This window comes from Solibacillus sp. FSL K6-1554, from assembly GCF_038005185.1.
Classification (GTDB): domain Bacteria; phylum Bacillota; class Bacilli; order Bacillales_A; family Planococcaceae; genus Solibacillus; species Solibacillus silvestris.
In genome coordinates this window covers 907,940-932,200 of record NZ_JBBOSS010000001.1, presented here as the reverse complement: position 1 = coordinate 932,200, position 24,261 = coordinate 907,940, and the positions used below count along the sequence as shown (strand labels likewise).

The following is a 24,261-nucleotide window of genomic DNA, read 5'->3' as shown; positions in this document are numbered from 1 at the left end:
GTTAGTATAATTATACCAATTTTGGACTCTATGACACAATGTTGTCATTGCATCAATTACCATTTTGTTCTATTATTAGAATTGACCGTAAACTTATGTACGATAGGCAAAGGGAGGATATAGAAATGTATTTTGAAAACACACAACTCGAACATGTTAAAGTTGATCAAGAAGTTTTAACGACAGTAATGGGCAAATTCGGTTTAGAGTGCCACGGTGCATGGGATTATGACCGGATGACATTTGACCGCTGCTATGATGTACGTGAAGGTCGTTTTTATTTACGTGTTTTTTGTAATGCAGTATCAGGAGATGTAGGAGCACATAATGCAACTTTAAATATCAACAAACCTGCAATTGGAAAATACTATTATCCACACGGTGTTGAATACACAGATGAGGTATTCCCGGGACATCTCGTAAAAGAATGTGAAAAAGTACTGGCAGATGTTCGCAGAGAGCTATCAGCATACGGTATTTAATCCCTTTAAAAGCTGGCAACTTCCAACCAGCTTTTTTTATTTGCCAAAAAAGCTCCCTATACTAATGTATAGGAAGCCCCCAAATTTAAAAACCTAAAATTGCTTTAAAGACAGACGTCGTTTCGCCGCCCTCATAAATAACGTAAAGCAGTGAATAAACAATAACCCCAGTAATGGCTACAAAGAACCAAATAATACTCGTAATCGCACCAATTTTGCGGTGTAATTTCAGATTGGATTTAAGACCTGAAATTATACTTGTCAGACCGAATACTGCTCCAACTGTCGCTAATGTAATATGGAAAACTAAAAAGACTGTGTAATATATTTTCAGCTCATCCGGTCCACCAAAGGCTGTATTGCCAATGAACACAGTACGTGATACATAAATGATAAAGAATGCCAGTGCCGATACACCTGCTGCCAGCATTACTTTTCTATGTGCTTCCACATTTTTCTTTGCGATCAATACCCAGCCAATTGCTACGAGCACTGCACTAAGGACAATAAACGTCGTGCTTATTGTGGGTAATATAGGTAAATTCATTTTCAAATCTCCATTCTTACTTAATCTATCAATATGAACAACATTACTATGTTGATTGCTCCATTTTTACACAGTTTAACATCTTATTAGTACTGTGTTCTATTTTGGAACTCTTTTAAAGCATTATCCGTAATTTCCTGCTGATTCGAGCGCTCTGTATTCCACCACTTACGGAAAATTTTAAATAAAATAACACCAAATATAATTTCCTGGATGATTTTCATCAATACGCCGCCAACTTGCTGATCGCTCAATAAATCCATGCTTGAGAACAATTCTGGTCCTGACAATGTAAGTCCCGACAATGTAGAGGAAGGAACACATAATTCCATTGCCTTCAGCCACATATCACTATCACTGTATGTACCGTACATTGGGCTTGAAGCAAATATGATGAGCGCACAGGCAGGCGTTATTAATACTGCATTCGAGGCAATATAGGCCAATTTAGTCATATTCTTCATTTCATGCTGACCTTCAACATTATTCAATAATGGCCAGTACATAAAAATAGCAGAAATAAACAGAACTGCTGTATATGCCAGGTGGTAAATTTCGTTTAATTTTATCGTGTCAAATACAGATGGCAAATGGTAGACCGAAAATAAGCCAATAAAGACGATAATAGAAACGAGCGGTTTTGTGAAAATTTTAAAAATTGTTCGCATAACCGGTGCTTCCACAACTACTTGCCAAACCCACCATGGAATTCCTTTAATAAAGAATATCGGCACTAATAATAATAAAAATGCCATTTGCGTCATATGCATTGTAAACATAATATGACCCAGCAAATCTATTGGAGATCCTTTAATTATATAAAAAGAAATGATACCTAGTACAAAATATGCTGCTTCACTTTTCTTTAACGGCTCGCTAACTTTAAACTTTTCTCGCCACGTAACAGTCAATAAAAAATAGAATGCCATTACGAGTAATAAAAACCCGAATAAATATGGGCTCCATAATGCTTGAAAACCGAATATACTTATTGGCATATGACCATGCTCCTTTAAACATCAGTAGTTTTATCCCGTAAAAGCCCGTTTGATTTAACTAACAATCAGTAGTGATAAAGAAAACCCCATTAATTGTAGTTTCACCTTATTATAGATGGCAATTTCTCCAACATCAATGAAAGAACTATGACAATTGCTTGAATCAAACATGTATTTTATATACAGGTTAGATTGTACTTTAAATAGAAATAGACTAAAGTCAATTTCAGCTTTTAAATATAGTCCGTTGATTTCCGTTGCGTGCGGACGCTTTCTGCGGGTAAACCCTAATATAATAAATTTTCTATGTACCTATATAATATTGCATTTGCTAACATCCTTAAAAACAAAAAACGTCCCCAGCATTTGCTAAGGACGTCATTGTTATGCGATTAACCCCACCAAATAATTGTCGTAAACGCCAGGAAGAACGTAAACGCGATGAAGGCTGCACTCCAGATGAAGAACTCAATAACACCAACCATATGAGTTGTGCGATCTTCCAAGTGCATAAAAGCATAAAGTTGCAGTACTACTTGTACTCCAGCCAATAATAAAATAATCGGAATGATAAATGTTGGAGCAAAATCAGCCAGTACAGCGGCAAATGCGATAAAAGTCAGGAAAATCATGATCGCAAAGTTTACTACTTGTTTACGCATATGCGCTTTGGCATGTTCTCTGTCATATTCGAATTGTGCCTGAGTACGTACTTCTACATGAGTTTCGTGTCCCATTTTATCCAACCACTCCCATCAGATAGACTACCGTGAAAATGAATACCCATACAACGTCAATGAAGTGCCAGTACAGTGAAGCTGCAAAGAACTTCGGTGCATTGTATAAGTTCAATCCACGGCTACTATTGCGGATGATTAATCCCGTAATCCAAACTAAACCGATAATAACGTGCAAACCGTGCATCCCTACGAGCGTAAAGAACGCAGAAGAGAACGCCGATTGTGTATAACCAAACCCGATGTGTACGTAGTGCTGGAATTCATAGATTTCCAGCGCAAGGAAGCCTAAGCCCAATAACACTGTAATGCCCATCCAAGTACGAACACCGGAATAGTTAAAGTTTCTCATATGGTACATCGCATATACAGAAGTTAATGAAGATGTTAATAATAACATTGTCATCACAAACGCCAACGGTAATTCATAAAGATCCTTTGCCGCGAATTCCATCCCTGCCGGACCGCTATCTTTAAGCGCGATATATGTAGCAAATACACTCGCGAATAATACTGTATCCGATGCCAGGAAAATCCAAAGTCCAACTAACTTGTTTTTCCCTTCCATAGTAGCTTGTTCAGGGTGTTTCGGCCAAGTTTGTGGAGTAAATTTTTGATTAAGATCCATTACTTGATACCCCCTTTATTACCTGTTGCACGGTAGTGAGCTAAATCCGCTTCCACTTTTTCAATTTCATCAACTGTTACATGGAATCCTAAATCGTCTTTGAACGAACGAGTGATCATACATGCAATTGTTAATCCTAGACCGCCAATAATTAATGCTAAAGAAATGGCAGGTGTTGTTCCTGTAGCTGTACCAGCCTGAACTTGATCCCCCCACGGGCTGTATAGAGCACCAAATGCGGCAATCATCATTCCAATTGACATAATGAATGGCAGAATTGAATTGTTTGGCATATGAATTTCACCTAATGGCTCAGCATAGACCATACCTTCTTTGTTGCCTTCTTCTTTTTCAATCCAATACGGATCATAACCACGAATAAGTGGTGTTTGTTTAAAGTTATAGAATGGCAGCGGTGTTTCAATCGCCCACTCAAGTGAACGACCATCGCCCCAGTAATCACGACGGTTAACGGGTTCTGATTTAATCGATAATATTGCATCGATTACTAACAATACTACCCCGATTCCCATCATAATAGCACCGATTGACGAGATAAAGTTGAATAAATCCCAACCTTGACCACCCATATAAGTGAATACACGACGTGGCATACCCATTAATCCTAAGAAATGCTGGATGAAGAACGTTAAGTGGAACCCGATGAAGAACATCCAGAAAGTTATCATTCCCAGTTTAGGATTTAATGCACGGTTAAACATAATTGGCCAGTAGAAATGGGCTGACCCGAATAACCCTGTTACGATACCACCAACGATTACATAGTGGAAGTGAGCAACGATAAAGTAAGAATCGTGCAGCTGATAATCAAGTGGTGCAGTTGCCTGCATTACTCCTGTAACCCCACCCGCAACGAATGACGGGATAAATCCAAGTGCATAAAGCATCGGCACTGTTACTTTAATCGAACCGCCCCAAATTGTCAGAATCCAGTTAAAGACTTTCATCCCTGTTGGAACAGCGATCGCCATTGTAGCAACAGCGAAAATTGCGTTCGCAGTAGCACCTAAACCAACTGTAAACATATGGTGGGCCCATACCATGAACCCTAAGAAACCGATTAAAATTGTAGCGAATACCATTGATGAGTATCCGAATAATCGTTTACGAGCGAAAACCGGAATAATTTCCGAGAATAAACCAAATGCCGGCAGTACTAAAATGTATACTTCAGGGTGACCGAAAATCCAGAATAAGTGCTCCCAAATAATTGTATTACCACCCATTGTATGATCAAAGAAGTTTGCCCCAAACATACGGTCAACTAACATTAAGAACAATCCACCTGTAAGTGGAGGGAATGCGAATAAAATTAATGAACTTGATACTAAAGTCGTCCAAGTAAATAAAGGCATACGCATGAACGTCATACCCGGTGCACGCATCGTAATGATTGTTACGATGAAGTTAATACCTGAAATTAACGTACCTGCACCCGAAATTTGCAGACCAAGAATATAGAAGTCAATACCATGGCCTGGTGAGTATAAAGATAATGATGCATAAGAAGTCCAACCTGCATCAGGTGCTCCACCTAAAAAGAATGAAAGGTGAAGGAATACTGCTCCAATAAAGAATAACCAAAACCCTAATGAGTTTAAAAATGGGAATGCAACGTCACGTGCACCAATTTGAAGTGGTACAACCGCATTCATAAAGGCAAATATTATTGGTGTTGCTGCTAAGAATAGCATCGTTGTGCCGTGCATCGTTAATAGTTCGTTAAATAGGCCTGCAGAAATGAATGTACTTTCAGGGAACATTAATTGAATACGCATCAGTAACGCTTCAAATCCTGCAATTGCGAAGAACAGAGTACCGGCTGCTAAATACATGATCGCGATCTTTTTATGATCGACCGTTGTTAAATAGTCCCATACATGTGCTCCAAAGCCCTTTTTCTGTGTAACAGAGCTCACACCTTTAACCTCCTTCAATGTTTCTCTCTAATATATAATTACTTTTCAACTGATAATGTCATTAAATAGTCAGCAATCGCTTGTGCTTCTTCTTCTGTCACAAGTTTATCCGGCATTGTATTACCTGGTTTGTATTCAGAAGGTAAATAAATCCAGTTTGCCGTGTTTTCTACTGTATGCTCCATGTAACCGGCAACACGGTTACGATCGCCGAAAGTTGTTAAGTTAGGACCTAATCCATTACCTGCAACTCCGGATACTGCGTGACATCCTAAGCAAGAGTTGGCAAATGTCGCTTCACCTAAATTAGATGACTCTTTATCCGCTGTAGCACCTTCAGTAGCCTGCATTGCTGTTACCCACGCGTTAAACGCTTCCGGCTCAAGTGCTTTTACTTTGAAGTCCATTAAAGCATGTGAAGGACCACATAACTCCGCACATTTTCCGTAGAATACGCCTTCACCATCGTTTAACCCGGCTGATTCTCTATCAAACTGTAAATAGAATTTGTTGATACCATCAACGTTCGTATCCATTTTTCCGCCAATAGCCGGAATCCAGAATGAGTGCTTCACATCAGATGCGATTAAGTTGAAGTATACTTTTTCTCCTGTAGGAACAACCAGTTCCTGTGCTGTAATAATTCCTTGGTTTGGATATTCAAATTCCCACCAGTATAATTTTGCCGTAACATTTACTGTAAGTGCTGTATTGTTACCGCTTTCGTCTACTTTGTCCATTGCAGCAACATTTGAAAATTTATACGTATAGTGCAGTGTTGGAACAGCTAAGATAAGTAGTAAAATAATCGGAATAACTGTCCAAATCACCTCTAAAGTATGGCTTCCTTCCACTTGCTTCGGCATATGGTCTTCGCCAACTTTTGAACGGCGGAATTTAAAGAAAGCAACTAAATAAATTGTCGATACGACAATTACGACTAATGCCATAATAGCTATGGATAAATATAAGATGTTTAATTGCTCTTTACCGACTTGACCAGATGGACGAAGCGTCGAAATATACTCTTCACCACATGCTGAAAGGAATACTGTCATTACTGTTAATAACGAGAATAAACGCCATTTTTTAAGCCCTTTCATCATAGCTTAATAAACCCCTCTTTCTTTGTTGTATTTTAATGTGTAACCAGGACTGCGGTTATGTCTATGTGAATTCTTGTACAGTGCAATACCATACTGGAAAGAATCCCGATTTTATTAGCCGCCCATAATCGCTGCTTCACTTTATATTCAAATACTGATTAGTCTCCTGTTCTTCCAATCTATTAACGAAAATTCCAGATCGATTGGAAAAATTCTAAGATATTTGAGTAAAGTTTCGCTTAAATGATATGGCTTAGAAAATTATTAGTCCTCACATGCTGACAGCAGTCGCTGCTATCGGTTACAAAAATCCGCTTACGAAACAAGTAGGATTTTTCAATTATTGAGACATTTTTACTTATATCCCATTTCACTACTAACTCATAGTTTAAACTATTTTGCTAGAAAAATAAGCAAAATTCTAGAATTCTTCAATTCTTCTTTAAGTTTTCATTAATGTGAAGTACCAATCTCAATCTTTATAAGTGCAAGAAAACTTAAAGAATAATTGTGCTAAAATTATACATAGTTCGACGGGTTTTGGTAAAAGAGTCCAATAACTTACTTCTCCTTTCAAATTTGTAAGCATATTCCGTTACCATAACTATATCTAAATTTGGATAGGATTTCTAGACGTTTCATGAAATTTCAAACTACTTCATCTCAAACTTGACGAAACATGCAGAAATCCACATCAACAACTATATAGTAATGTATTTTTTGCCAATATTTGTGAATGCAAGGAGACGAATTTATGAACAATTTGTGAAAAAATGGTTGCGTTTACAATCCAATCCTTAATACGGTTGTATTTTTCAGATATTTTCGCTATTATCTAAAATTAGAGACGCTCTTTGTAGCGAAGCGAAAATTAAAGTAGGTGAGCTCATTTTATGCATCAAAAATATTACAAATTTTTAAAATGGTTTGCTGTTTTATCTACCCTCGGCATGTTGCTCATCCTTCAAGGTGGAGCACTAGTTACAAAGACTGACAGCGGATTGGGCTGTGGTAGAAACTGGCCGGACTGCAACGGCTCATTAATACCGAAAGAAATTACTACCGAAGTATTAATAGAATTTTCTCACCGTCTTGTAACAGGGTCAGTATCCATTTTTATACTTATTCTTGTTATTTGGACATGGCGCGCACTAGGCCATATTCGTGAAGTTAAGCTCTTAGGATTTTTGGCATTGTTCTTTCTTGCTCTTCAGGCACTCATTGGAGCTGCCCAAGTATTATGGGGACAAGGTGACTTTATTTTAGCGTTACATTTCGGAATTTCATTAATCTCATTTGCAGCTGTACTGCTGCTTACCTTGATTGTATTTGAAGTCGACAAAAAATTTGATGCCGATCGATTGTACATGAGCAGGAAATTAAGAATACATACTATTTGCGTTACTTTATATTCATATGTAGTTGTTTATACAGGGGCTCTTGTACGTCATACCGATGCTAGTCTTGTTTGTCCGGACTGGCCGTTCTGCCGTAACGATCAGCCAATGACGATGCCGTACAATATGTATGAGTGGGTTCAGATGGGGCACCGTTTTGCAGTGTTAATCTTTGTTATTTGGATTGCCTATATTGCTATCCATGTTATCAGAAACTACAAAAATCAGCGGATAATTTTCTGGGGCTGGACAATCGCCCTTTCACTTGTTATTTTACAAGTGATTGCAGGCATGCTCGTAGTCCTGTTAAAACTTCACTTATTCGTTTCATTAATGCACTCGTTATTAATAACACTTCTATTCGGTTTATTATGTTATTTGATTATGCTAGTTTCAAGGTCGAAATAAAACCCTATATTAAATTATCTTAAATTAAAAGACGTCCCAAATTTTGAATTCTAAAGTTTAGGACGTCTTATTTTTATCTGTTGAATATATTGTTTTCCGCTACGGCGGACGCTTTCCAGGGGGCACGGGTGGAGCCTGTACACTCCCCCACGTGCTTGTCCCCTAGGAAGCTGTTGAGTGACTATTCCGAATCCGCTTCGCTCTGCAACGAAAGGCGAAGCCGGCAGTTGCACTAGCCGCCTTCACTACGAACAAAAATCATCTTTCTATTTAAAATGAACCTTGCATAATTTCAAGTATATAAATTTTCATTACGTAATAATTACTTCAAAAATGATATTTCCTTTCACGTATACTCCCAAATATTTAAATGCATAAAACGAGAAAATGCATAGTGCAATTTCTCGTTCTGCTGAATGGACTAATTATGTTCTAACCTTATTCTAATTCAATTAGCAGATCACCTGTCGAAATGGCATCTCCTGCTTTTGCATAGATTTCTTTTACAATACCGTCTTTCGGCGCTTGTACTGTTGTTTCCATTTTCATCGCTTCAGTAATTAATAAATGCTCTCCACGTTTTACTGTGCTTCCTTTATTAACAACGACTTTTAGAACAGTACCCGGCATTGTTGCACCAATTTGGTTCGGGTTGGACGGATCGGCTTTCAAAGCAATGCTGCCGTCAACTTCAACCGTTAAGTCTTGAATTACCAGTTCACGAGATTGGCCATTCAGTTCAAAATAAATAATACGTGTTCCGTCATGCTGTGGTTCTCCGATTGATACGAGCTTAACAATCAGTGTCTTACCTTTTTCGATTTCTACTTCAATTTCTTCGCCAATTTTCAATCCATAGAAGAATGTAGGCGTATCGAGTACAGAAACATCGCCGAATGCATTTACAGCATCAATATATTGCTCAAATACTTTCGGGTAAAGCGCATAGGCCAATACGTCTTGTTTAGATGGTGCTCGTCCATACTTTTCAGTCAATTCTGCTGTCAGCTGATCAAAATCAACAGGCGGCAATAATTCTCCTGGGCGAACCGTAATAGGCGTACGATCCTTCAAGACAACTTTTTGAATTTCTTCCGGGAATCCGCCATGCGGCTGTCCTAAATAACCTTGGAAAAATTCAATAACAGATTCAGGGAAATCAATTGTTTGTCCACGCTCAACAATATTGTCTTCCGTTAAATCATTTTGTACCATAAACAACGCCATATCCCCTACGACTTTAGATGACGGTGTCACTTTTACAATATCACCGAACATTAGATTTACACGGGAATACATTGTCTTTACTTCATCCCATCGATCGCCTAAACCGACTGCTTTTGCTTGTTGCTGCAGGTTGCTGTATTGACCGCCAGGCATTTCATGTACATAAATTTCAGAATGTGGTGCATTCATGCCACTTTCGAAATCAACGTAATATTTACGAACATCTTCCCAGTAGTACGACAATTTTTCCAGGCTTTCGATATCTCCACGTACATTACGTTCAGAACCTTTCATTGCATAGTACAATGAGTTTGCGCTTGGCTGTGATGTTAAACCAGCCATTGAACCTAGTGCTGTATCTATAATATCAACACCCGCTTCAATTGCTTTCGCATATAAGAAAATTCCGTTACCGCTCGTATCATGTGTATGCAAGTGGATTGGCAGACTAGTCGCATCTTTCAGCTCGGAAATAAGTCGGTATGCAGCTTGTGGTTTCAATAGTCCCGCCATATCTTTAATTGCTAAAATATGTGCGCCCGTCGCCTCTAGTTCACGTGCCATATCTTTGTAGTATTGAACCGTATATTTCGCTCGGCTGTCATCTAAAATATCGCCAGTGTAACAGATTGCCGCTTCCGCCACTTTTCCGCTATTGCGTACTTCATCGATTGCTACTTCCATTCCTTTAATCCAGTTAAGCGAGTCGAAAATTCGGAAAACGTCCACACCTGAAGAAGCGGATTCCTGAATAAATTCACGAATCAGATTATCTGGATAGTTCGTATAACCCACCGCATTCGCTCCGCGTAACAGCATTTGAAACAGAACATTCGGAATTTTCTTTCTAAGTTTTTCCAAACGGTCCCAAGGATTTTCACTTAAGAAACGGTATGCAACATCAAACGTTGCCCCACCCCACATTTCAAGCGAGAAATAGTCATGCATTAAACGGGAAGTTTCGTCTGCAATTTCAAGCATATCCTGCGTACGTACACGCGTTGCAAGCAATGATTGATGGGCATCACGGAATGTCGTGTCTGTCAGTAAAACATCTTCTTGTTCTTTAATCCATTTCACAAGTCCATCTGCACCCTGCGCATCAAGAATTTGTTTTGTGCCTGCTGGAGAAGGAATAAGAATATCTAATTTTGGCTTATCTGGCTGTACAAAAATAGGCTTTGTACGTTTTTCAACACCTGGGAATCCATTTAATGTGACATTCCCGATATAGTTTAATAGTTTCGTTCCACGGTCTTTACGTTCCGGGAATTCAAACAATTCAGGTGTCGTATCGATAAAGCTTGTATCAAATTCGCCTTTTATGAATTTTTCATGTAAGACAACATTTCCCAAAAACGGAATATTCGTTTTCACACCTCGAATACGGAATTCACGTAAGTTACGGTCCATCTTCGCCGCAGCTTCTTCAAACGTCATTCCCCAAGTCGAGATTTTCACAAGCAAGGAATCATAGTATGGAGTGACAACAGCACCCTGGAAGCCATTTCCTGCGTCCAGACGAACACCAAAGCCGCCACTTGAACGGTATACCATTAATTTCCCTGTATCCGGCATAAAGTCATTCGCAGGGTCTTCCGTTGTAACACGAGACTGAATTGCGTAACCGAACAGCGGAATTTTGTCTTGCGCAGGAATTCCTACTTCTTTTGAATGAAGGTCAAGTCCTTCTGCAACTTTAATTTGTGCATGCACAATATCAAGACCGGTAATCATTTCCGTAATCGTATGTTCAACTTGAATACGCGGATTTACTTCGATGAAATAAAATTGATTGTCTGCAACTAAAAACTCGACAGTCCCTGCATTAATATAGCCGACATTTTTCATCAACTTCACAGCCGCATCACAAATATCATTACGGAGCTGTTCGGAAATGGAATTTGACGGTGCAATTTCCACAACCTTTTGATGACGACGTTGAATCGAACAATCCCGTTCATAGAGATGGACAATATTACCGTGTGTATCCCCGATAATTTGTACTTCAATATGCTTCGGCTTAATAATCGCCTTCTCTACATATACTTCATCCGAGCCAAATGCGGCTTTCGCTTCAGATTTTGCACGCTCATAAGCCGATTGCAGTTCTTCTTTGGAATTAACTAAACGCATTCCACGTCCGCCACCGCCAAGAGCCGCTTTAATCATGATCGGAAAACCATATGAATCACTAAACTGTTCTACTTCCTGCAAGTTTGCTACAGGACCATCCGTACCAGGAATAACCGGTATTTGTGCAGAAACTGCCTGTTCACGCGCTTTTACTTTGTCACCAAACATATCAAGATGCTTTGAAGTCGGTCCAATAAATTGAATACCTTCTTCTTCACAACGACGCGCGAAATCAACATTTTCAGATAAAAAACCGTAGCCAGGATGAATCGCATCCACGTTGGCCTCTTTTGCAATCTTAATGATGCCTTCAATATCCAAATAAGCATCAATCGGTTTTTTCCCTACGCCAACGATATATGCCTCGTCTGCTTTATAACGGTGATAAGATCCGCTATCTTCACGAGAATAAATTGCCACTGTTTTAATATGTAACTCATTACAGGCGCGTAAAATACGGATGGCGATTTCGCCACGGTTTGCAACTAAAATCTTTTGAATCGACTTCATTTCTCCTTAACCCCCAATTACTTTCTTTTTTCCAATTTGTGATGTGTGGATACATTAATAAGTATCCCCATTGCCACTGAGAGCAATAATATAGAAGTACCGCCATAGCTAATGAAAGGTAGCGTTACTCCGGTTAACGGGATAAGTCCCGATAATCCACCTAAATTAATAAAAGTCTGTAATCCTATCCATGTAGAAATGCCCGCCGCTAACATTCGTGCAAGCGGATCTTTTGTTGACATCGCGATATAATAACCGCGCATCACAATAAAGCCTAAACCAAGAATAACAATTGATACACCAAAAATCCCTAACTCTTCGGCAATAATCGCCATAATGAAATCGGTTTGCGGTTCAGGTACATATCCCAGCTTTTGAATCGACTGACCGAGCCCTCGACCTTCCAAGCCCCCTGCTCCGATTGCATAATAGCCGTTGACAACATGATACCCGGAATTAAGCGGATCACTGAAAGGATCTAAATAGGAAGTAATCCGGCCTCTCCGACTTGCGTTAAAAACCGTGTCCCATTTGAAAATTAAGATTCCGATCATTCCGACAACCCCTAGAGCAGAGAGCAGTCCAAAAATTCTGCCGAGCGTCTTACCTCTAAGTCCGCTCGTAATAACGACAACAAGTGCAATAGCAACAATAATAACAAGTGCACCTAAATCAGTTTCAAAACCGACAACAAGTACGATAAATAGCCACATGCCCAGAGGATACGACACATCATCAAATGTTAATAGCTGCATCGAACCACGGTTCACACTTTTACGGTAAAAAGTTCCCGCAAAGAAAATAATAATAAAGAGTTTGGCAAATTCGGACGGCTGGAAATTCATAAGGCCGAACAGGCTGATCCAACTTCTAGAACCGTTAACACTATTACCGGCTATTAAAAGCCATAACTCTAGTATAAACATAACTGCCAGCAAAAGACCTAATATAGATTTATTGGATAATCTTTTATAGGGCGTAATGACAGCGACCGTAAACAAAATTAACGCTAAAATTATATTGACGAGCTGGCGATTATAATAAAAGTTCGGATTTGCATCATATTGAATAATAGATACCCAAATACTCGAACTGTAGATCATGACAAGTCCAAATAACATTAACAAAATGTAAACGAACAACAATCCATAATCAAAATTGCGAAAATAATTTTTAAAATATTGTTTCATGTTAAAAACCTCATCTTTGAAAAAAAAAACTCAAACCGCATTGTTGCGTTTGAGTTTTCTTTTATTTGTCTGTATACGCATCATGTAGTAAAGAAAGCTCTTTCTCTAACGAATCGAGAATTTGCTTGCCTTGTTCACGTTCGATCAGCCCGAGTTTCGCGGCAAATTCAATTTCACGCGATAAACCAAACATTTGTGTATCTAAAACCTCTTCATATAACGGACAAGATGGCATTGTCAGATTATCCATTTGTACGCGAATTAATCGAGCAATTTTATCTGCATCCGCAGTTAACAGCTCTAATGCTTTTTCCTGAAAGGAAGCTTGTGCTTTCGTATCCATGAGGACGCCCCCATCTATGATATTTCTTCGATTCTATCTTAGTAAAGTGTATCTTTTTACATTCAAAAATGCAAGTGTCTTTGTATGTTTTACATTCAATTCAATTATATTTCTTTCTATGAGGAATCGCGTTATAATTATGAAGGAACATAGTGAAGGGGGACTGAAAAATGACCGAAACAATCATTCCAATTAAAGGCGCGGTTAAATTTGAACTAACATTAGATCCTACTGTATGGATTTTTGATGATCGTAAACTAGATCTGAATACATATTTTGTTTCAGAAAAAGTTGAAGAAAATAACGAAAAGTATTTACGTGAGATGGGCGCACACTGGTCGCGTGAAATTATGGAAGGTGCAGTATTTCCGCCTACATTAAAAACTGAACGTAAGTTTGACCGTAAAGGCATGATGACAGGTACATTCGGAATGGAAATTAAACCATTTCTGAAAAATGCCGAAATTGCTGATAGTGCAAATGAAGTTGTTTTTGAATGTACAACAGGCGAGGAATTTGCTTTTCCATTACAACAGGCTGAAACTTTCATTTTAAAATTCAGCCAGGATGGCAAACCTCTTTTGGAAGATGGACCAGTACATGTGCTATTTGCTGATGGTTCAAATGTAGAAAATCCAATAAAAAATGTGCGTGCGATTCGTATTCAATAGGAGGATTTCGTCATGCGTGTAAAATGTGTCATTTGCGATACACTACATGAACTACCAAACGATTTACCTTTAGCGAAAAAATTACGCAATCGTCCCATCCATACTTTTATGTGCACAGAATGTTCGGAACGTATTTCCGAAAACACACATACAAGAATAGCAACAGGAAAATTCCGCTTTTTCCGAACATCATCAAAATTTGATGAAGAATTTTAAAATGCGACGGGCTCATTAAAAGAGCTCGTCGCATTTTTATTAATATTCAAAAGACTGTTCGTGGAATTTAAAGTCGACAAAGCTTTTTCCGTTAATTTTGCTTAACTGGAAGAAGTTTAATACTTCTGTTTTTACCCCTTCAAAAACTCGTTCTTCGTCAACGACATATGCTTCAACAGTTACTGGAATTTCGCCAAAGTGTGATTTTAAAGCATCTGCAATTTGCTGTGCTGTTGCTTCTGAAATTTCTTCGTCCACTAATAAGTGCACAGTAGCTTTCTCCGCTTTCACATCTTCAAGTGCTGTCTCTTCTTCCAAGTCTTTCTGGAATACATTTGACATCACTAATATCTCTTCCCCAACGATCGGTTGAATCAGTTCATTTACTTGCATATTTACATTTTCACCATAATATTCTCCAAAATATTTACCGTCTTTTACATCAAAATCATACACTGTTTTTGAAGTTTCCGATTGGACCGTCACTTCAAAATCGTCCCCGATTGCAGGTGCCGTAGACTTTGTAACAACAAATTGGTCATTATAAATTTCACTTAATTCCGCTGCTGCATTATCTTCATTTTTTGCTGATAATACTGCAGGTATAAAAATAACGCAAGATATAATAATTAGCGCTAACCCAACAATGATAAAGATCTGCTTTTTAGTAAGATGCATTTTCCTCTACTCCATTTTAGTTATTATCCCCAGTTATGAATTATAACGCTCCGAATAAAGCGTTTTCAATTAAATTGTCTTAAAAAAAGAGGGGAATGTGTCCAAATTAACACACTCCCCTCTCTATTAATTTATTTGTTTCGCTTCTTCTCGTTTTTCACGCCATAAACGTGATTTATAGACGATCAGAATTAACGCAGCTACAATTAAACCTTCAATCATCGGTAAGAATAGGGCCAAAAATGTTAATACCATACATCCTAAAAACAGGAACGTATAAATGATGACATTTCTGCCGAATGAAAGTTTTTTTGCAAAGCCTAGTTTATATACAATTGCCGACATAAGGAATACAAGAACAAATGTTGCATAGCCAGCTATTTCGTAGCTAGGTAAATTTTCGTATAAATATCTTGTAATTCCGGACATACGATTAAACACGTAATCACTTTCATTTGTAGATACAGTTGCCAGTAATACTAAATTAAAATAGCTACCAAACACAGCCATCATATTCAACATCATTCAACCTTTCCTTAATGACGCCAATTAAGCTTCTAACTCAGCGTTCTTTTTCTTTTTAGCAACACGTTCACGTTCACCTTTATCAAGGATCTGTTTACGTAAACGGATTGATTCTGGAGTTACTTCTAAATACTCATCATCACCTAAGTATTCTAATGCTTCTTCAAGTGATAAAATACGAGGCTTTTTAATAACATTCGTTTGGTCTTTGTTCGCCGAACGGATATTTGTTTTTTGTTTTTGTTTTGTAATGTTTACAGTAATATCAGCATCACGTGTATTTTCACCAACGATCATACCTTCGTATACTTCAGTACCTGGCTCAATGAATAATGTACCGCGATCTTCTACACCCATCATACCGTAAGTTGTTGCTTTACCGTTTTCCATAGATACTAATACACCTTGGTGACGGCCGCCAACTTTACCTGCTACTACTGGAGCGTAGTGATCGAATGTATGGTTCATCATACCAAAACCTTTTGTGATAGACATGAACTCAGTTGTATAACCGATTAAACCACGTGCTGGTACGTTAAAGATTAAACGAACTTGTCCTGATCCGTTGTTTATCATATCTAACATTTCACCTTTACGAGTACCGATTGATTCAATGATAGAACCTACAGAATCTTCTGGTACGTCGATTTGAACGCGTTCGATTGGCTCAGATTTTACGCCATCGATGTTACGGATGATTACTTGTGGTTTAGATACTTGTAGTTCATAACCTTCTCGACGCATGTTTTCGATTAAAATCGATAAGTGAAGCTCACCACGACCCGAAACTGTCCATGCATCTGGAGAATCTGTATCTTCTACGCGTAGAGATACATCTGTTTGTAATTGTGCAAGTAAACGCTCTTCAATTTTACGAGAAGTTACCCATTTCCCTTCGCGACCTGCGAATGGTGAGTTGTTTACTAAGAATGTCATTTGTAATGTTGGCTCATCAATACGTAATGGTGTTAACGCTTCTTGATGATCAATTGGACAAACTGTTTCACCAACGTTGATATCTTCCATTCCTGAAACCGCGATTAAGTCACCAGCAATAGCTGTTTCGATTTCTTCACGCTTAAGACCGAAGAAACCAAAGATTTTTGTTACACGGAAGTTTTTCACTGTGCCATCTAATTTCATCAGAGAAACTTGTTGACCTACAGAAATTTTACCGCGGAATACGCGACCGATACCGATACGACCAACGAAGTCATTATAGTCAAGTAATGCTACTTGGAATTGTAAAGGCTCATCCGAGTTATCAATTGGTGCTGGAATTGATTCAATGATTTTCTCGAATAGGCAAGTCATGTTTTCTTCTTGATTTGCTGGGTCTGGATCTAAAGATGCTGTACCATTTACACCAGAAGCATAAACAACTGGGAAATCTAATTGATCTTCATCTGCACCTAGCTCGATTAATAACTCTAATACTTCATCTACTACTTCTAGTGGACGAGCTGAGTCTTTATCTACTTTGTTTACTACAACGATTGGTGTTAAGCGTTGTTCTAACGCTTTCTTTAATACAAAACGTGTTTGCGGCATACAACCCTCATACGCATCGACAACTAAACAAACGCCATCTACCATTTTTAAGATACGTTCTACTTCTCCACCGAAGTCTGCGTGTCCAGGCGTATCAAGGATGTTGATACGAGTACCGTTATAATCTACTGCTGTATTTTTAGCTAAAATTGTAATTCCACGTTCACGCTCTATATCACCAGAATCCATTGCACGTTCTTCTACACGTTCATTTGAACGGAAAGTACCTGATTGTTTTAATAATTGGTCTACTAACGTTGTTTTACCATGGTCAACGTGAGCAATAATTGCGATATTACGAATATCTTGACGTAAATTTGTCATTATTCCACTCCATATTCTTTTTTCAATTGTTTAACTGTGATATTATAGCACATGAAAGATTAAATGTCTTTTCACAATAATTAATTACATTTATTGTCACATATAAAAAGTATATGGAGGTACGAACGATGAATAAAGCAAAATTTGTGATGTTTATTTACGCATTAGCGGCAATTCTTTCAATGATTAGCATTGGATTTGCCTTTTCACTTGTTTTTATGACAGGGCCAAAGTATGAAACAACCGGCTGGATCGGTGTTATTTTAGGTGTTATCGTAATGTGTGGAATTTTCGGGATGGCATTTAAGACAAAACGTAAATTCAGAGATCAAGGTTTATTATAGAAAATAAAAACTTCGGTGCAATAATGCACCGAAGTTTTTATTTTTTTTCTTCAATATATTTATCCAAGATTAATTGATGAATTGAAGGATTGGCAATTAGGAATGTATCCTTCGATAAATAATCGAAATCTTTGCCGTCCAAGTTTGTGGCAACCGCCCCAACCTCTTTTGCAATGATCACTCCCCCGCCGATATCCCAAGGTGCAAGACGCATGGACATATAGGCATCCAGCTTTCCGCTTACAACAAAAGCTATTTCCATCGCAGCCGAACCGTAAGAACGTGTACCGCGCACCGTTTGAACAAGTTCGATAATTTTTTCGTGATTGATGCGAGTATTCGGTGTAACCCAATTTGCATTAATGCCGATTACCGCCTCTTCGATTTTCACCGGCTGCAATTTGCGCAATGGAGAATCATTATACCATGCACCTACACCGGCAATCGCATTAAATAAATCTTCTCGCATTACATCAAATATGTAGCCTAACACTCCGACACCATCGACATAAATACCAATCGTAATCATAAAGTGACGATGCTGCTTCACAAAGTTCATCGTCCCGTCAATCGGATCGATAATCCATACAACACCTTTCAAATTGTCAACCGTTTCGCCCATTCCTTCTTCACCTAAAATACGATGGTCCGGATTAAATGCCTTTATTTTTTCAATGAAAAATAATTCTGTCTCCCGATCTATATTCGTTACTAAATCATTGGGATTCGACTTTGTTTCAATTTCAATATTATAGGAAAATGCTGCTCGAATATTTTTCCCTGCTTCAAAAATAATTTCTTTTGCAAATTCATCCAGTTGTTTTATATCCATCGTTCATCCACCTTCCGACAACAATCACTAGTTTATTTATGTAAATATGTTGAGCATTTTCTAAAGTATCCTTATTATAACAAAAAATCACTTGCTTTCTTACGTCGGCAAGTGATTTTTTATTTTGGAAACATTTTTTTGTTACGCATATGCATGTAGACCTTTTAATTCCTCTTGAATTTCTGTTAAGCGTTTTTTAGATTTATCAATTTCAGATTGATTTTTGTCATTCATCGCAGCGTAGAGTGTTGCAAGTTCGTAATCCATTTCCAACATTAAAATCTCTTCGTATTGCTTTTCAATATCAACTTTGCGTATAATCTTAATCATCTGTTTCATAATAAATCACTTCCTTATCATAATTTTTCAGACTTTAACCAACCTGGATAATATGAGCAATTCCTTAAGACTTATAGCCTCGTCACTGATATTTTCCATTGGTATAAAGTTTCTATTACAAGATTTTTTCCCAAAAAATTAATAAAATAAACATTAAATCGAAAGGAATTAAAAAAATGAGTATTGTCAAATGGACTAAAGAAGACTTTCAAGTATTTGATATTGACGGCCTAGATGAACGTATGGAAGCTTTAACAACTATTATTCGCCCAAAGTTTAATGAGCTTTCAGAAACGTTTACAGGGTATTTCAGTGCACAAACAGGAGAAGAATTTTTCGGTCATGTAGCTAAACATGCCCGCCGTACTGTAAACCCTCCAAAAGACTCCTGGGTTGCGTTCGCTCCTTATAAGCGTGGTTATAAAGCTTTGCCGCATTTCCAGATTGGATTATGGGGTACGCATCTTTTCATCGTTGTTGCAGTGATTTATGAAGCGCCTCAAAAACAGGAAATGGCACAGCGCTTACTGAAAAATATGCAAGTGATTAAAGATTTATCCGATGATTACGTACTTTCCGGAGATCATATGCAACCAGATACAATCTCTTTAAAAGAAGCGCGCACCGAAAAGCTTGAACAGCTCCTTATACGCCTGCGTGATGTAAAAAAAGGAGAATTTCTTGTTGGGCGTCGTATACCTGCAGATGAGGCAATTAAAATGTCTGCAGAACAATTTTTGCAGTTGGCTGAACAAACATTTGATGAGCTTCTCCCTGTTTATGAAATCATCAAAGGTTAATTGCAACCATTTATTATTAATATGTACAAAAGACTGCTAAACATTCCAACAATTTAAAAATAATTTATAAAAGTTTCATCTTTAAAAAGAAAAGCAGCATTTTCTCTGTGAGAAAATGCTGCTTTCTGCTGTACCGAAAATTCGTTTCTTTTATAAGTGTGTTACCTTATCCAATAACTTTCTATTTCTGTCACAGCGTTTTTATTTCATTCTTACAATTTGACCGTCCGATAATTCCTTTGCCAGCTTCACGATGCGGTATGGTACATATGAGCTTGCCTGCTCGAATTCACGGAAGATTGTTTTTTCTTCCGCCTGGGAAGGTACAATCTCTTTAAAACGTTTGTAGCGCGCCATGACTAATTCACGCTTTGCCCCTTTTTCGTATGCCATTTCCACCACTTCAAAAAAGCGTACGACATCAACCATTTCATCTGTTGACCAGTCCGTCGATAATGGGTATGAATATTCCATAAGTTATTACCTGCCTTTAATCATTACTGTCCCCATTTTAAACGGATTTTTTCCGCTTGTACAACCATACGCTGAATTAATTCTTCCACTGATGGTACATCTTGAATTAATCCCGTTACTTGGCCAGCCCATCCAAAACCTTTAGTTGCATCTCCATCGTAAATGAATTTTTTGTTTGCTTCACCGCTAATATATGATTTCAATGCTTCATAAGTAGGCGTTTTTTGTTCCACTCCTAAAATTTCATTTGTGAATGCATTGCGGATTACTCGGGCAGGTGCACCAATCGACCGTTTAATAATTGTTGTATCTGTTTCTTCGCTTTCAATCAGCGCTTGCTTATATGCTAGAGAAGCATGTACACATTCTTTTGTTGCAATAAAGCGTGTCCCCATTTCAATTCCTTCAGCCCCTAATGCATGTGCAGCCATCCATCCACGACCGTCTCCAATTCCTCCTGAAGCGATAACCGGAATCGATACGCTATCGACAACTTGTGGTACTAGCACCATAGTTCCGACGTCATCTCTTCCTAAATGACCGCCTCCTTCTTGCCCAACAACCATTACTGCATCCGCTCCCAGTTGTTCAGCTTTTTGGGCCTGTCGTTTCGCAGCGACAAGTACGAGTTTTTTACATGATGCGTCTTTTAATATGTCGAATATCGGTGCAGGGTTTCCTCCCGTTATTGTAACTACGGGCACATCCATTTCACCAGCCACCTCGATCATTTTTTCGTAACCTTTTCCATGCATCCCAATCGCAAAGTTTACTCCAAATGGTCGATCTGTCATTTCTCTTACTTTTTTTATTTCTTCCTTTAGCGCATCCGGTGACGATAGGCTCATCGCTGTAATCTGCCCTAAGGCTCCTGCATTTGAAACCGCTGCAGCAAGCTCAGAATAAGCCAGGTATGCCAATCCGCCCTGAATAATCGGATAATTAATTTGCAGTAATTCAGTTACTTTTGTTTGCCATTTCATTGTTATTCCTCCTAAAATAATAACTGTCAATTCAGTTGATTAAAATATTTATATAGTCAGCAACTTTAATAGGTGCTATAATTCATTTGTTTTTAAAAAATACTATATAGTGAGGTGGTACCTGCGTTGTCACAGTTAGAGACTCCTTTGTTTGATGCATTACTTAAGCATCGCAACAGACACCCTATCCAGTTCCATATCCCAGGCCATAAAAAAGGGCAAGGTATGGATCCAGCTTACAGAGAATTTGTAGGCGACAACGTTTTATCAATTGATTTAATTAATATTGCTCCACTAGATGATTTACACGCTCCTAAAGGTGTGATTATGCAAGCACAAAACCTTGCTGCTGAAGCCTTTGGTGCTGACCATACATTTTTTTCCGTGCAAGGTACTAGTGGCGCCATTATGACGATGATTATGACTGTCGTTGGCCCAGGCGATAAAATTATAGTACCGCGGAATGTACATAAGTCAATTATGTCAGCAATTGTTTTTGCAGGTGCTATTCCTATTTTTATTCATCCGGAAGTTGACAGTGAGCTCGGCATTTCTCACGGTATTTCACCTGAGTCGGTTGAGCGCGCTTTGACGACATATCCAGATGCAAAAGCCGTACTTGTCATCAACCCGACATATTTTGGTTTTGTTGCAGATTTAAAACGCATTGTCGAAATTGTACATGCACGTAATATTCCAGTAATCGTGGATGAAGCGCATGGCGTTCATATTAAATTTCATGATGAATTGCCGCTATCCGCAATGCAAGCCGGTGCAGACATGGCCGCTACGAGCACACATAAGCTTGGAGGCTCGATGACAGGCAGTTCTGTATTAAACGTTAGAGAAGGCCTTGTAACAGCCAAACGCGTACAGGCTGTATTCTCAATGCTTACAACAACATCGACTTCCTATCCATTACTGGCGTCTTTAGATACGGCACGCCGCCAGCTTGCTGTCCACGGATATGATTTATTGGATGAAGCAATCCGCTTGGCAAAGGATGCCCGTAAACGAATTAACGCAATTCCGCATCTACATTGTGTAGGACGCGAAAGACTCGGAACTTCTGCTACATTCGATATGGATCCGTTAAAGCTGTTAATTAGCGTTAAAGATTTAGGTATTACCGGACATGTTGCAGAAGAATGGTTACGTCAAAACGCCAACTTAGAAGTAGAGTTGTCCGATCTATACAATATTTTATGCTTAGTAACAATCGGAGATTCGAAAAAAGAAATTAATTTACTTATAAATGCTTTGACACGTATGTCGAAAAATTTCGAATCGGAAGCATCGGTTATTGAAACAAATGTTCAAATACCTGAAATTCCTGCTCTTGCCATGACACCGCGCGATGCATTTTATGCGCAAACAGAAAGTATTCCCCTATCCCAGGCAGAAGGGTATATTTGCGCAGAATTTATTATGGTGTATCCACCGGGCATCCCAATTTTTATTCCCGGGGAAATAATTACGCAAAGCAACATAGATTTTATTAAGATGAATATTGAAGCAGGTCTTCCTGTTCAAGGTCCTGAAGATAGTACATTACAAAATATTCGTGTTATTAAAGAGCGTAAAGCGATTTATTAATATTACCGACAGACAGCTATGCTGTCTGTCTTTTTTAAAATAAATAAATCGAAATAAGGGGAATAATGAAAGCCCCTACAACTGCACTGAGCCCCATAGACAGGGAGCCAATCGATAAATCTTCTTCACTATACTCCTTTAATTTTGTCAATCCGACACCATGTGAAGCACTTCCCATAGCGACCCCTCGACTGATCGCCGTATCAATTTTAAATAATTTAAATAGTACAGGTCCTAAAATAGCACCCGTAAACCCTGCTACCATTACCATTACAGCAGTGAGCGGCGGTATCCCCCCAACAATATCACTTACTTGCATCGCAACGGGCGTTGTTAATGATTTAGGTAAAGAAGTGAGGATAAAGTCTTTGCTTGCCCCAAATAGTAAAAGTAAAGCTACAACGCTAATAAGACCAGCAAGCATTGCCACAATGATGCTTGTAATAATAGAATATTTGTATTTAAATATAAGTTCCCGCTGATTGTATAAAGGAAATGCGAGCGCTACAACAGCCGGACCAAGCATTTTGGATATCCACTCTCCCCCCTCCATGTATGTCTCATAAGGAATATTAAATACTAGTAAAATAATGACTGTAATAATAGTCGCCGTTAAAATAGGCAATAAAAATGGGTTACCCACTTTCAAGTACAGTCTATTCAGTAATATAAAAAGAAGAACGGTGCTACTTATGATGAATAGAATTAACAGTAGATGCAGCAATATTCTCTTCCTCCTTCATTTTGCGCTCTTTTCTTTCTATTAACTTGCTGATTTTTCCTGTAATGACGAGCGCAAAAATTGTACTGATAATAACAGCTAAAATGAATAGCCCTCCTGAAACCGTAAGCAGTTCCGGATAATTGATGACTGCCACTGTTGAAGGGATAAAAAACAATGTTAAAAACGCTAACATAAAACCGGCACCATCTTGTATGTATTTCACATTTAAAATTTTAAAGTAAAGAGCAAGCCATAATATTACTAACCCGATAATACTTCCCGGTATAATAATACCAGTAATCGAAACAATAAATTCTCCAGCGAGATAAAACAAAATGATAATACCAATTTGAACGATAGTACGGATAATCTCCATCAGCTAACCCCCCCTTTACACAGTATTAATTGTACGTCCATTAGAAATTTCTGTCTATTTTATTTTCCTACTATAATTTGGTCATTTCTTTTAAAAGAAACGTCAAAAGCTACCTTGTTAAAATTTATACAAGATAGTTTCGTTCAGCAGTTTTCAATTAAAATATCCGGAAGCGATTC

25 protein-coding genes are annotated in these 24,261 nt (G+C 38.3%); 7 read left to right on the top strand and 18 right to left on the bottom strand.

The genetic code is table 11. The features are described 5' to 3' along the window. Nucleotides 1-125 precede the first annotated feature (125 nt). The gene (locus MHB58_RS04430) at nt 126-482 is read left to right on the top strand and encodes a YugN family protein (RefSeq protein WP_008403436.1); all 357 of its coding nucleotides are present in this window, start codon (nt 126-128) and stop codon (nt 480-482) included. A gap of 85 nt (nt 483-567) precedes the next feature. On the opposite strand, the gene MHB58_RS04425 is transcribed toward MHB58_RS04430, so the two are convergent. The 6 genes from MHB58_RS04425 to coxB all read right to left on the bottom strand — a co-directional run bounded on the left by MHB58_RS04425 (nt 568) and on the right by coxB (nt 6,438). After that, a complete protein-coding gene (locus tag MHB58_RS04425; RefSeq protein ID WP_008403437.1) occupies nt 568-1,029 on the bottom strand; it encodes a DUF420 domain-containing protein in 462 nt (153 codons plus the stop codon). A gap of 86 nt (nt 1,030-1,115) precedes the next feature. Continuing rightward, on the bottom strand, nt 1,116-2,027 hold the full coding sequence (ctaG, locus tag MHB58_RS04420; protein WP_008403438.1) for a cytochrome c oxidase assembly factor CtaG: 912 nt from the start codon (nt 2,025-2,027) through the stop codon (nt 1,116-1,118). A gap of 392 nt (nt 2,028-2,419) precedes the next feature. Then, the gene (locus MHB58_RS04415) at nt 2,420-2,764 is read right to left on the bottom strand and encodes a cytochrome C oxidase subunit IV family protein (protein ID WP_008403439.1); all 345 of its coding nucleotides are present in this window, start codon (nt 2,762-2,764) and stop codon (nt 2,420-2,422) included. 1 nt (nt 2,765) lies between these two features. Continuing rightward, nucleotides 2,766-3,392, bottom strand: coding sequence for a cytochrome (ubi)quinol oxidase subunit III (locus MHB58_RS04410; protein ID WP_008403440.1), 627 nt, complete (start codon nt 3,390-3,392; stop codon nt 2,766-2,768). Further along, nucleotides 3,392-5,332, bottom strand: a complete 1,941-nt coding sequence (locus MHB58_RS04405) for a cytochrome c oxidase subunit I (protein WP_014824560.1) — start codon at nt 5,330-5,332, stop codon at nt 3,392-3,394. Before MHB58_RS04405 ends, MHB58_RS04410 begins: the two co-directional genes overlap by 1 nt. A 38-nt stretch (nt 5,333-5,370) precedes the next feature. Beyond that, the gene (gene coxB, locus MHB58_RS04400; RefSeq protein WP_008403442.1) at nt 5,371-6,438 is read right to left on the bottom strand and encodes a cytochrome c oxidase subunit II; all 1,068 of its coding nucleotides are present in this window, start codon (nt 6,436-6,438) and stop codon (nt 5,371-5,373) included. An 893-nt stretch (nt 6,439-7,331) separates the two neighbouring features. On the opposite strand from coxB, the gene MHB58_RS04395 reads away from it, so the two are divergent. Then, nucleotides 7,332-8,243: a COX15/CtaA family protein gene (locus tag MHB58_RS04395; protein WP_340734762.1), complete on the top strand. Its 912-nt coding sequence runs from the start codon at nt 7,332-7,334 to the stop codon at nt 8,241-8,243. Nucleotides 8,244-8,681: 438 nt separating this feature from the next. Here the strand turns inward: MHB58_RS04395 and pyc are convergent, their stop codons facing one another. The 3 genes from pyc to MHB58_RS04380 all read right to left on the bottom strand — a co-directional run bounded on the left by pyc (nt 8,682) and on the right by MHB58_RS04380 (nt 13,649). Further along, nucleotides 8,682-12,116, bottom strand: coding sequence for a pyruvate carboxylase (gene pyc / locus MHB58_RS04390; protein ID WP_340734761.1), 3,435 nt, complete (start codon nt 12,114-12,116; stop codon nt 8,682-8,684). Between the two features lie 17 nt (nt 12,117-12,133). After that, on the bottom strand, nt 12,134-13,306 hold the full coding sequence (locus tag MHB58_RS04385) for an FtsW/RodA/SpoVE family cell cycle protein (RefSeq protein ID WP_008403445.1): 1,173 nt from the start codon (nt 13,304-13,306) through the stop codon (nt 12,134-12,136). Nucleotides 13,307-13,367: 61 nt separating this feature from the next. Next, complete coding sequence (locus MHB58_RS04380; RefSeq protein WP_008403446.1) at nt 13,368-13,649, bottom strand: YlaN family protein; 282 nt, start codon at nt 13,647-13,649, stop codon at nt 13,368-13,370. Nucleotides 13,650-13,819: 170 nt separating this feature from the next. On the opposite strand from MHB58_RS04380, the gene MHB58_RS04375 reads away from it, so the two are divergent. Next, nucleotides 13,820-14,320 (top strand): hypothetical protein, encoded by a 501-nt coding sequence (locus tag MHB58_RS04375; protein ID WP_008403447.1) that lies wholly within the window; start codon nt 13,820-13,822, stop codon nt 14,318-14,320. Nucleotides 14,321-14,332: 12 nt separating this feature from the next. Then, nucleotides 14,333-14,536 (top strand): YlaI family protein, encoded by a 204-nt coding sequence (locus MHB58_RS04370; RefSeq protein WP_008403448.1) that lies wholly within the window; start codon nt 14,333-14,335, stop codon nt 14,534-14,536. 39 nt (nt 14,537-14,575) lie between these two features. On the opposite strand, the gene MHB58_RS04365 is transcribed toward MHB58_RS04370, so the two are convergent. From MHB58_RS04365 to typA, 3 genes are all read right to left on the bottom strand, one after another. Continuing rightward, a complete protein-coding gene (locus MHB58_RS04365; RefSeq protein WP_340734760.1) occupies nt 14,576-15,214 on the bottom strand; it encodes a fucose permease in 639 nt (212 codons plus the stop codon). A 126-nt stretch (nt 15,215-15,340) separates the two neighbouring features. Then, complete coding sequence (locus tag MHB58_RS04360; protein WP_008403450.1) at nt 15,341-15,739, bottom strand: YlaH-like family protein; 399 nt, start codon at nt 15,737-15,739, stop codon at nt 15,341-15,343. Between the two features lie 24 nt (nt 15,740-15,763). After that, a complete protein-coding gene (gene typA / locus MHB58_RS04355) occupies nt 15,764-17,614 on the bottom strand; it encodes a translational GTPase TypA (protein ID WP_008403451.1) in 1,851 nt (616 codons plus the stop codon). Nucleotides 17,615-17,742: 128 nt separating this feature from the next. On the opposite strand from typA, the gene MHB58_RS04350 reads away from it, so the two are divergent. After that, nucleotides 17,743-17,958: a DUF5325 family protein gene (locus MHB58_RS04350; RefSeq protein ID WP_008403452.1), complete on the top strand. Its 216-nt coding sequence runs from the start codon at nt 17,743-17,745 to the stop codon at nt 17,956-17,958. A 37-nt stretch (nt 17,959-17,995) separates the two neighbouring features. On the opposite strand, the gene MHB58_RS04345 is transcribed toward MHB58_RS04350, so the two are convergent. Further along, nucleotides 17,996-18,790 carry an inositol monophosphatase family protein gene (locus tag MHB58_RS04345; RefSeq protein WP_065216482.1) on the bottom strand — a complete coding sequence of 265 codons (795 nt, stop codon included), beginning with the start codon at nt 18,788-18,790 and terminating at the stop codon, nt 17,996-17,998. Nucleotides 18,791-18,931: 141 nt separating this feature from the next. Then, on the bottom strand, nt 18,932-19,129 hold the full coding sequence (locus MHB58_RS04340; RefSeq protein WP_008403454.1) for a hypothetical protein: 198 nt from the start codon (nt 19,127-19,129) through the stop codon (nt 18,932-18,934). Between the two features lie 176 nt (nt 19,130-19,305). Here MHB58_RS04340 and MHB58_RS04335 point away from each other — a divergent pair, with 176 nt between their 5' ends. Beyond that, on the top strand, nt 19,306-19,929 hold the full coding sequence (locus tag MHB58_RS04335) for a YktB family protein (RefSeq protein WP_014824563.1): 624 nt from the start codon (nt 19,306-19,308) through the stop codon (nt 19,927-19,929). A gap of 201 nt (nt 19,930-20,130) precedes the next feature. Here MHB58_RS04335 and MHB58_RS04330 read toward each other — a convergent pair whose 3' ends face one another. Then, nucleotides 20,131-20,403: a UPF0223 family protein gene (locus tag MHB58_RS04330; RefSeq protein WP_014824564.1), complete on the bottom strand. Its 273-nt coding sequence runs from the start codon at nt 20,401-20,403 to the stop codon at nt 20,131-20,133. Between the two features lie 23 nt (nt 20,404-20,426). Further along, nucleotides 20,427-21,386: an NAD(P)H-dependent flavin oxidoreductase gene (locus MHB58_RS04325; protein ID WP_008403457.1), complete on the bottom strand. Its 960-nt coding sequence runs from the start codon at nt 21,384-21,386 to the stop codon at nt 20,427-20,429. Nucleotides 21,387-21,512: 126 nt separating this feature from the next. Here MHB58_RS04325 and MHB58_RS04320 point away from each other — a divergent pair, with 126 nt between their 5' ends. After that, on the top strand, nt 21,513-22,982 hold the full coding sequence (locus tag MHB58_RS04320; RefSeq protein WP_008403458.1) for an aminotransferase class I/II-fold pyridoxal phosphate-dependent enzyme: 1,470 nt from the start codon (nt 21,513-21,515) through the stop codon (nt 22,980-22,982). A gap of 34 nt (nt 22,983-23,016) precedes the next feature. Here MHB58_RS04320 and MHB58_RS04315 read toward each other — a convergent pair whose 3' ends face one another. Further along, complete coding sequence (locus MHB58_RS04315; RefSeq protein ID WP_087615512.1) at nt 23,017-23,706, bottom strand: LrgB family protein; 690 nt, start codon at nt 23,704-23,706, stop codon at nt 23,017-23,019. Next, nucleotides 23,669-24,082: a CidA/LrgA family protein gene (locus MHB58_RS04310; protein ID WP_340734759.1), complete on the bottom strand. Its 414-nt coding sequence runs from the start codon at nt 24,080-24,082 to the stop codon at nt 23,669-23,671. Before MHB58_RS04310 ends, MHB58_RS04315 begins: the two co-directional genes overlap by 38 nt. Between the last annotated feature and the right edge of the window lie 179 nt (nt 24,083-24,261).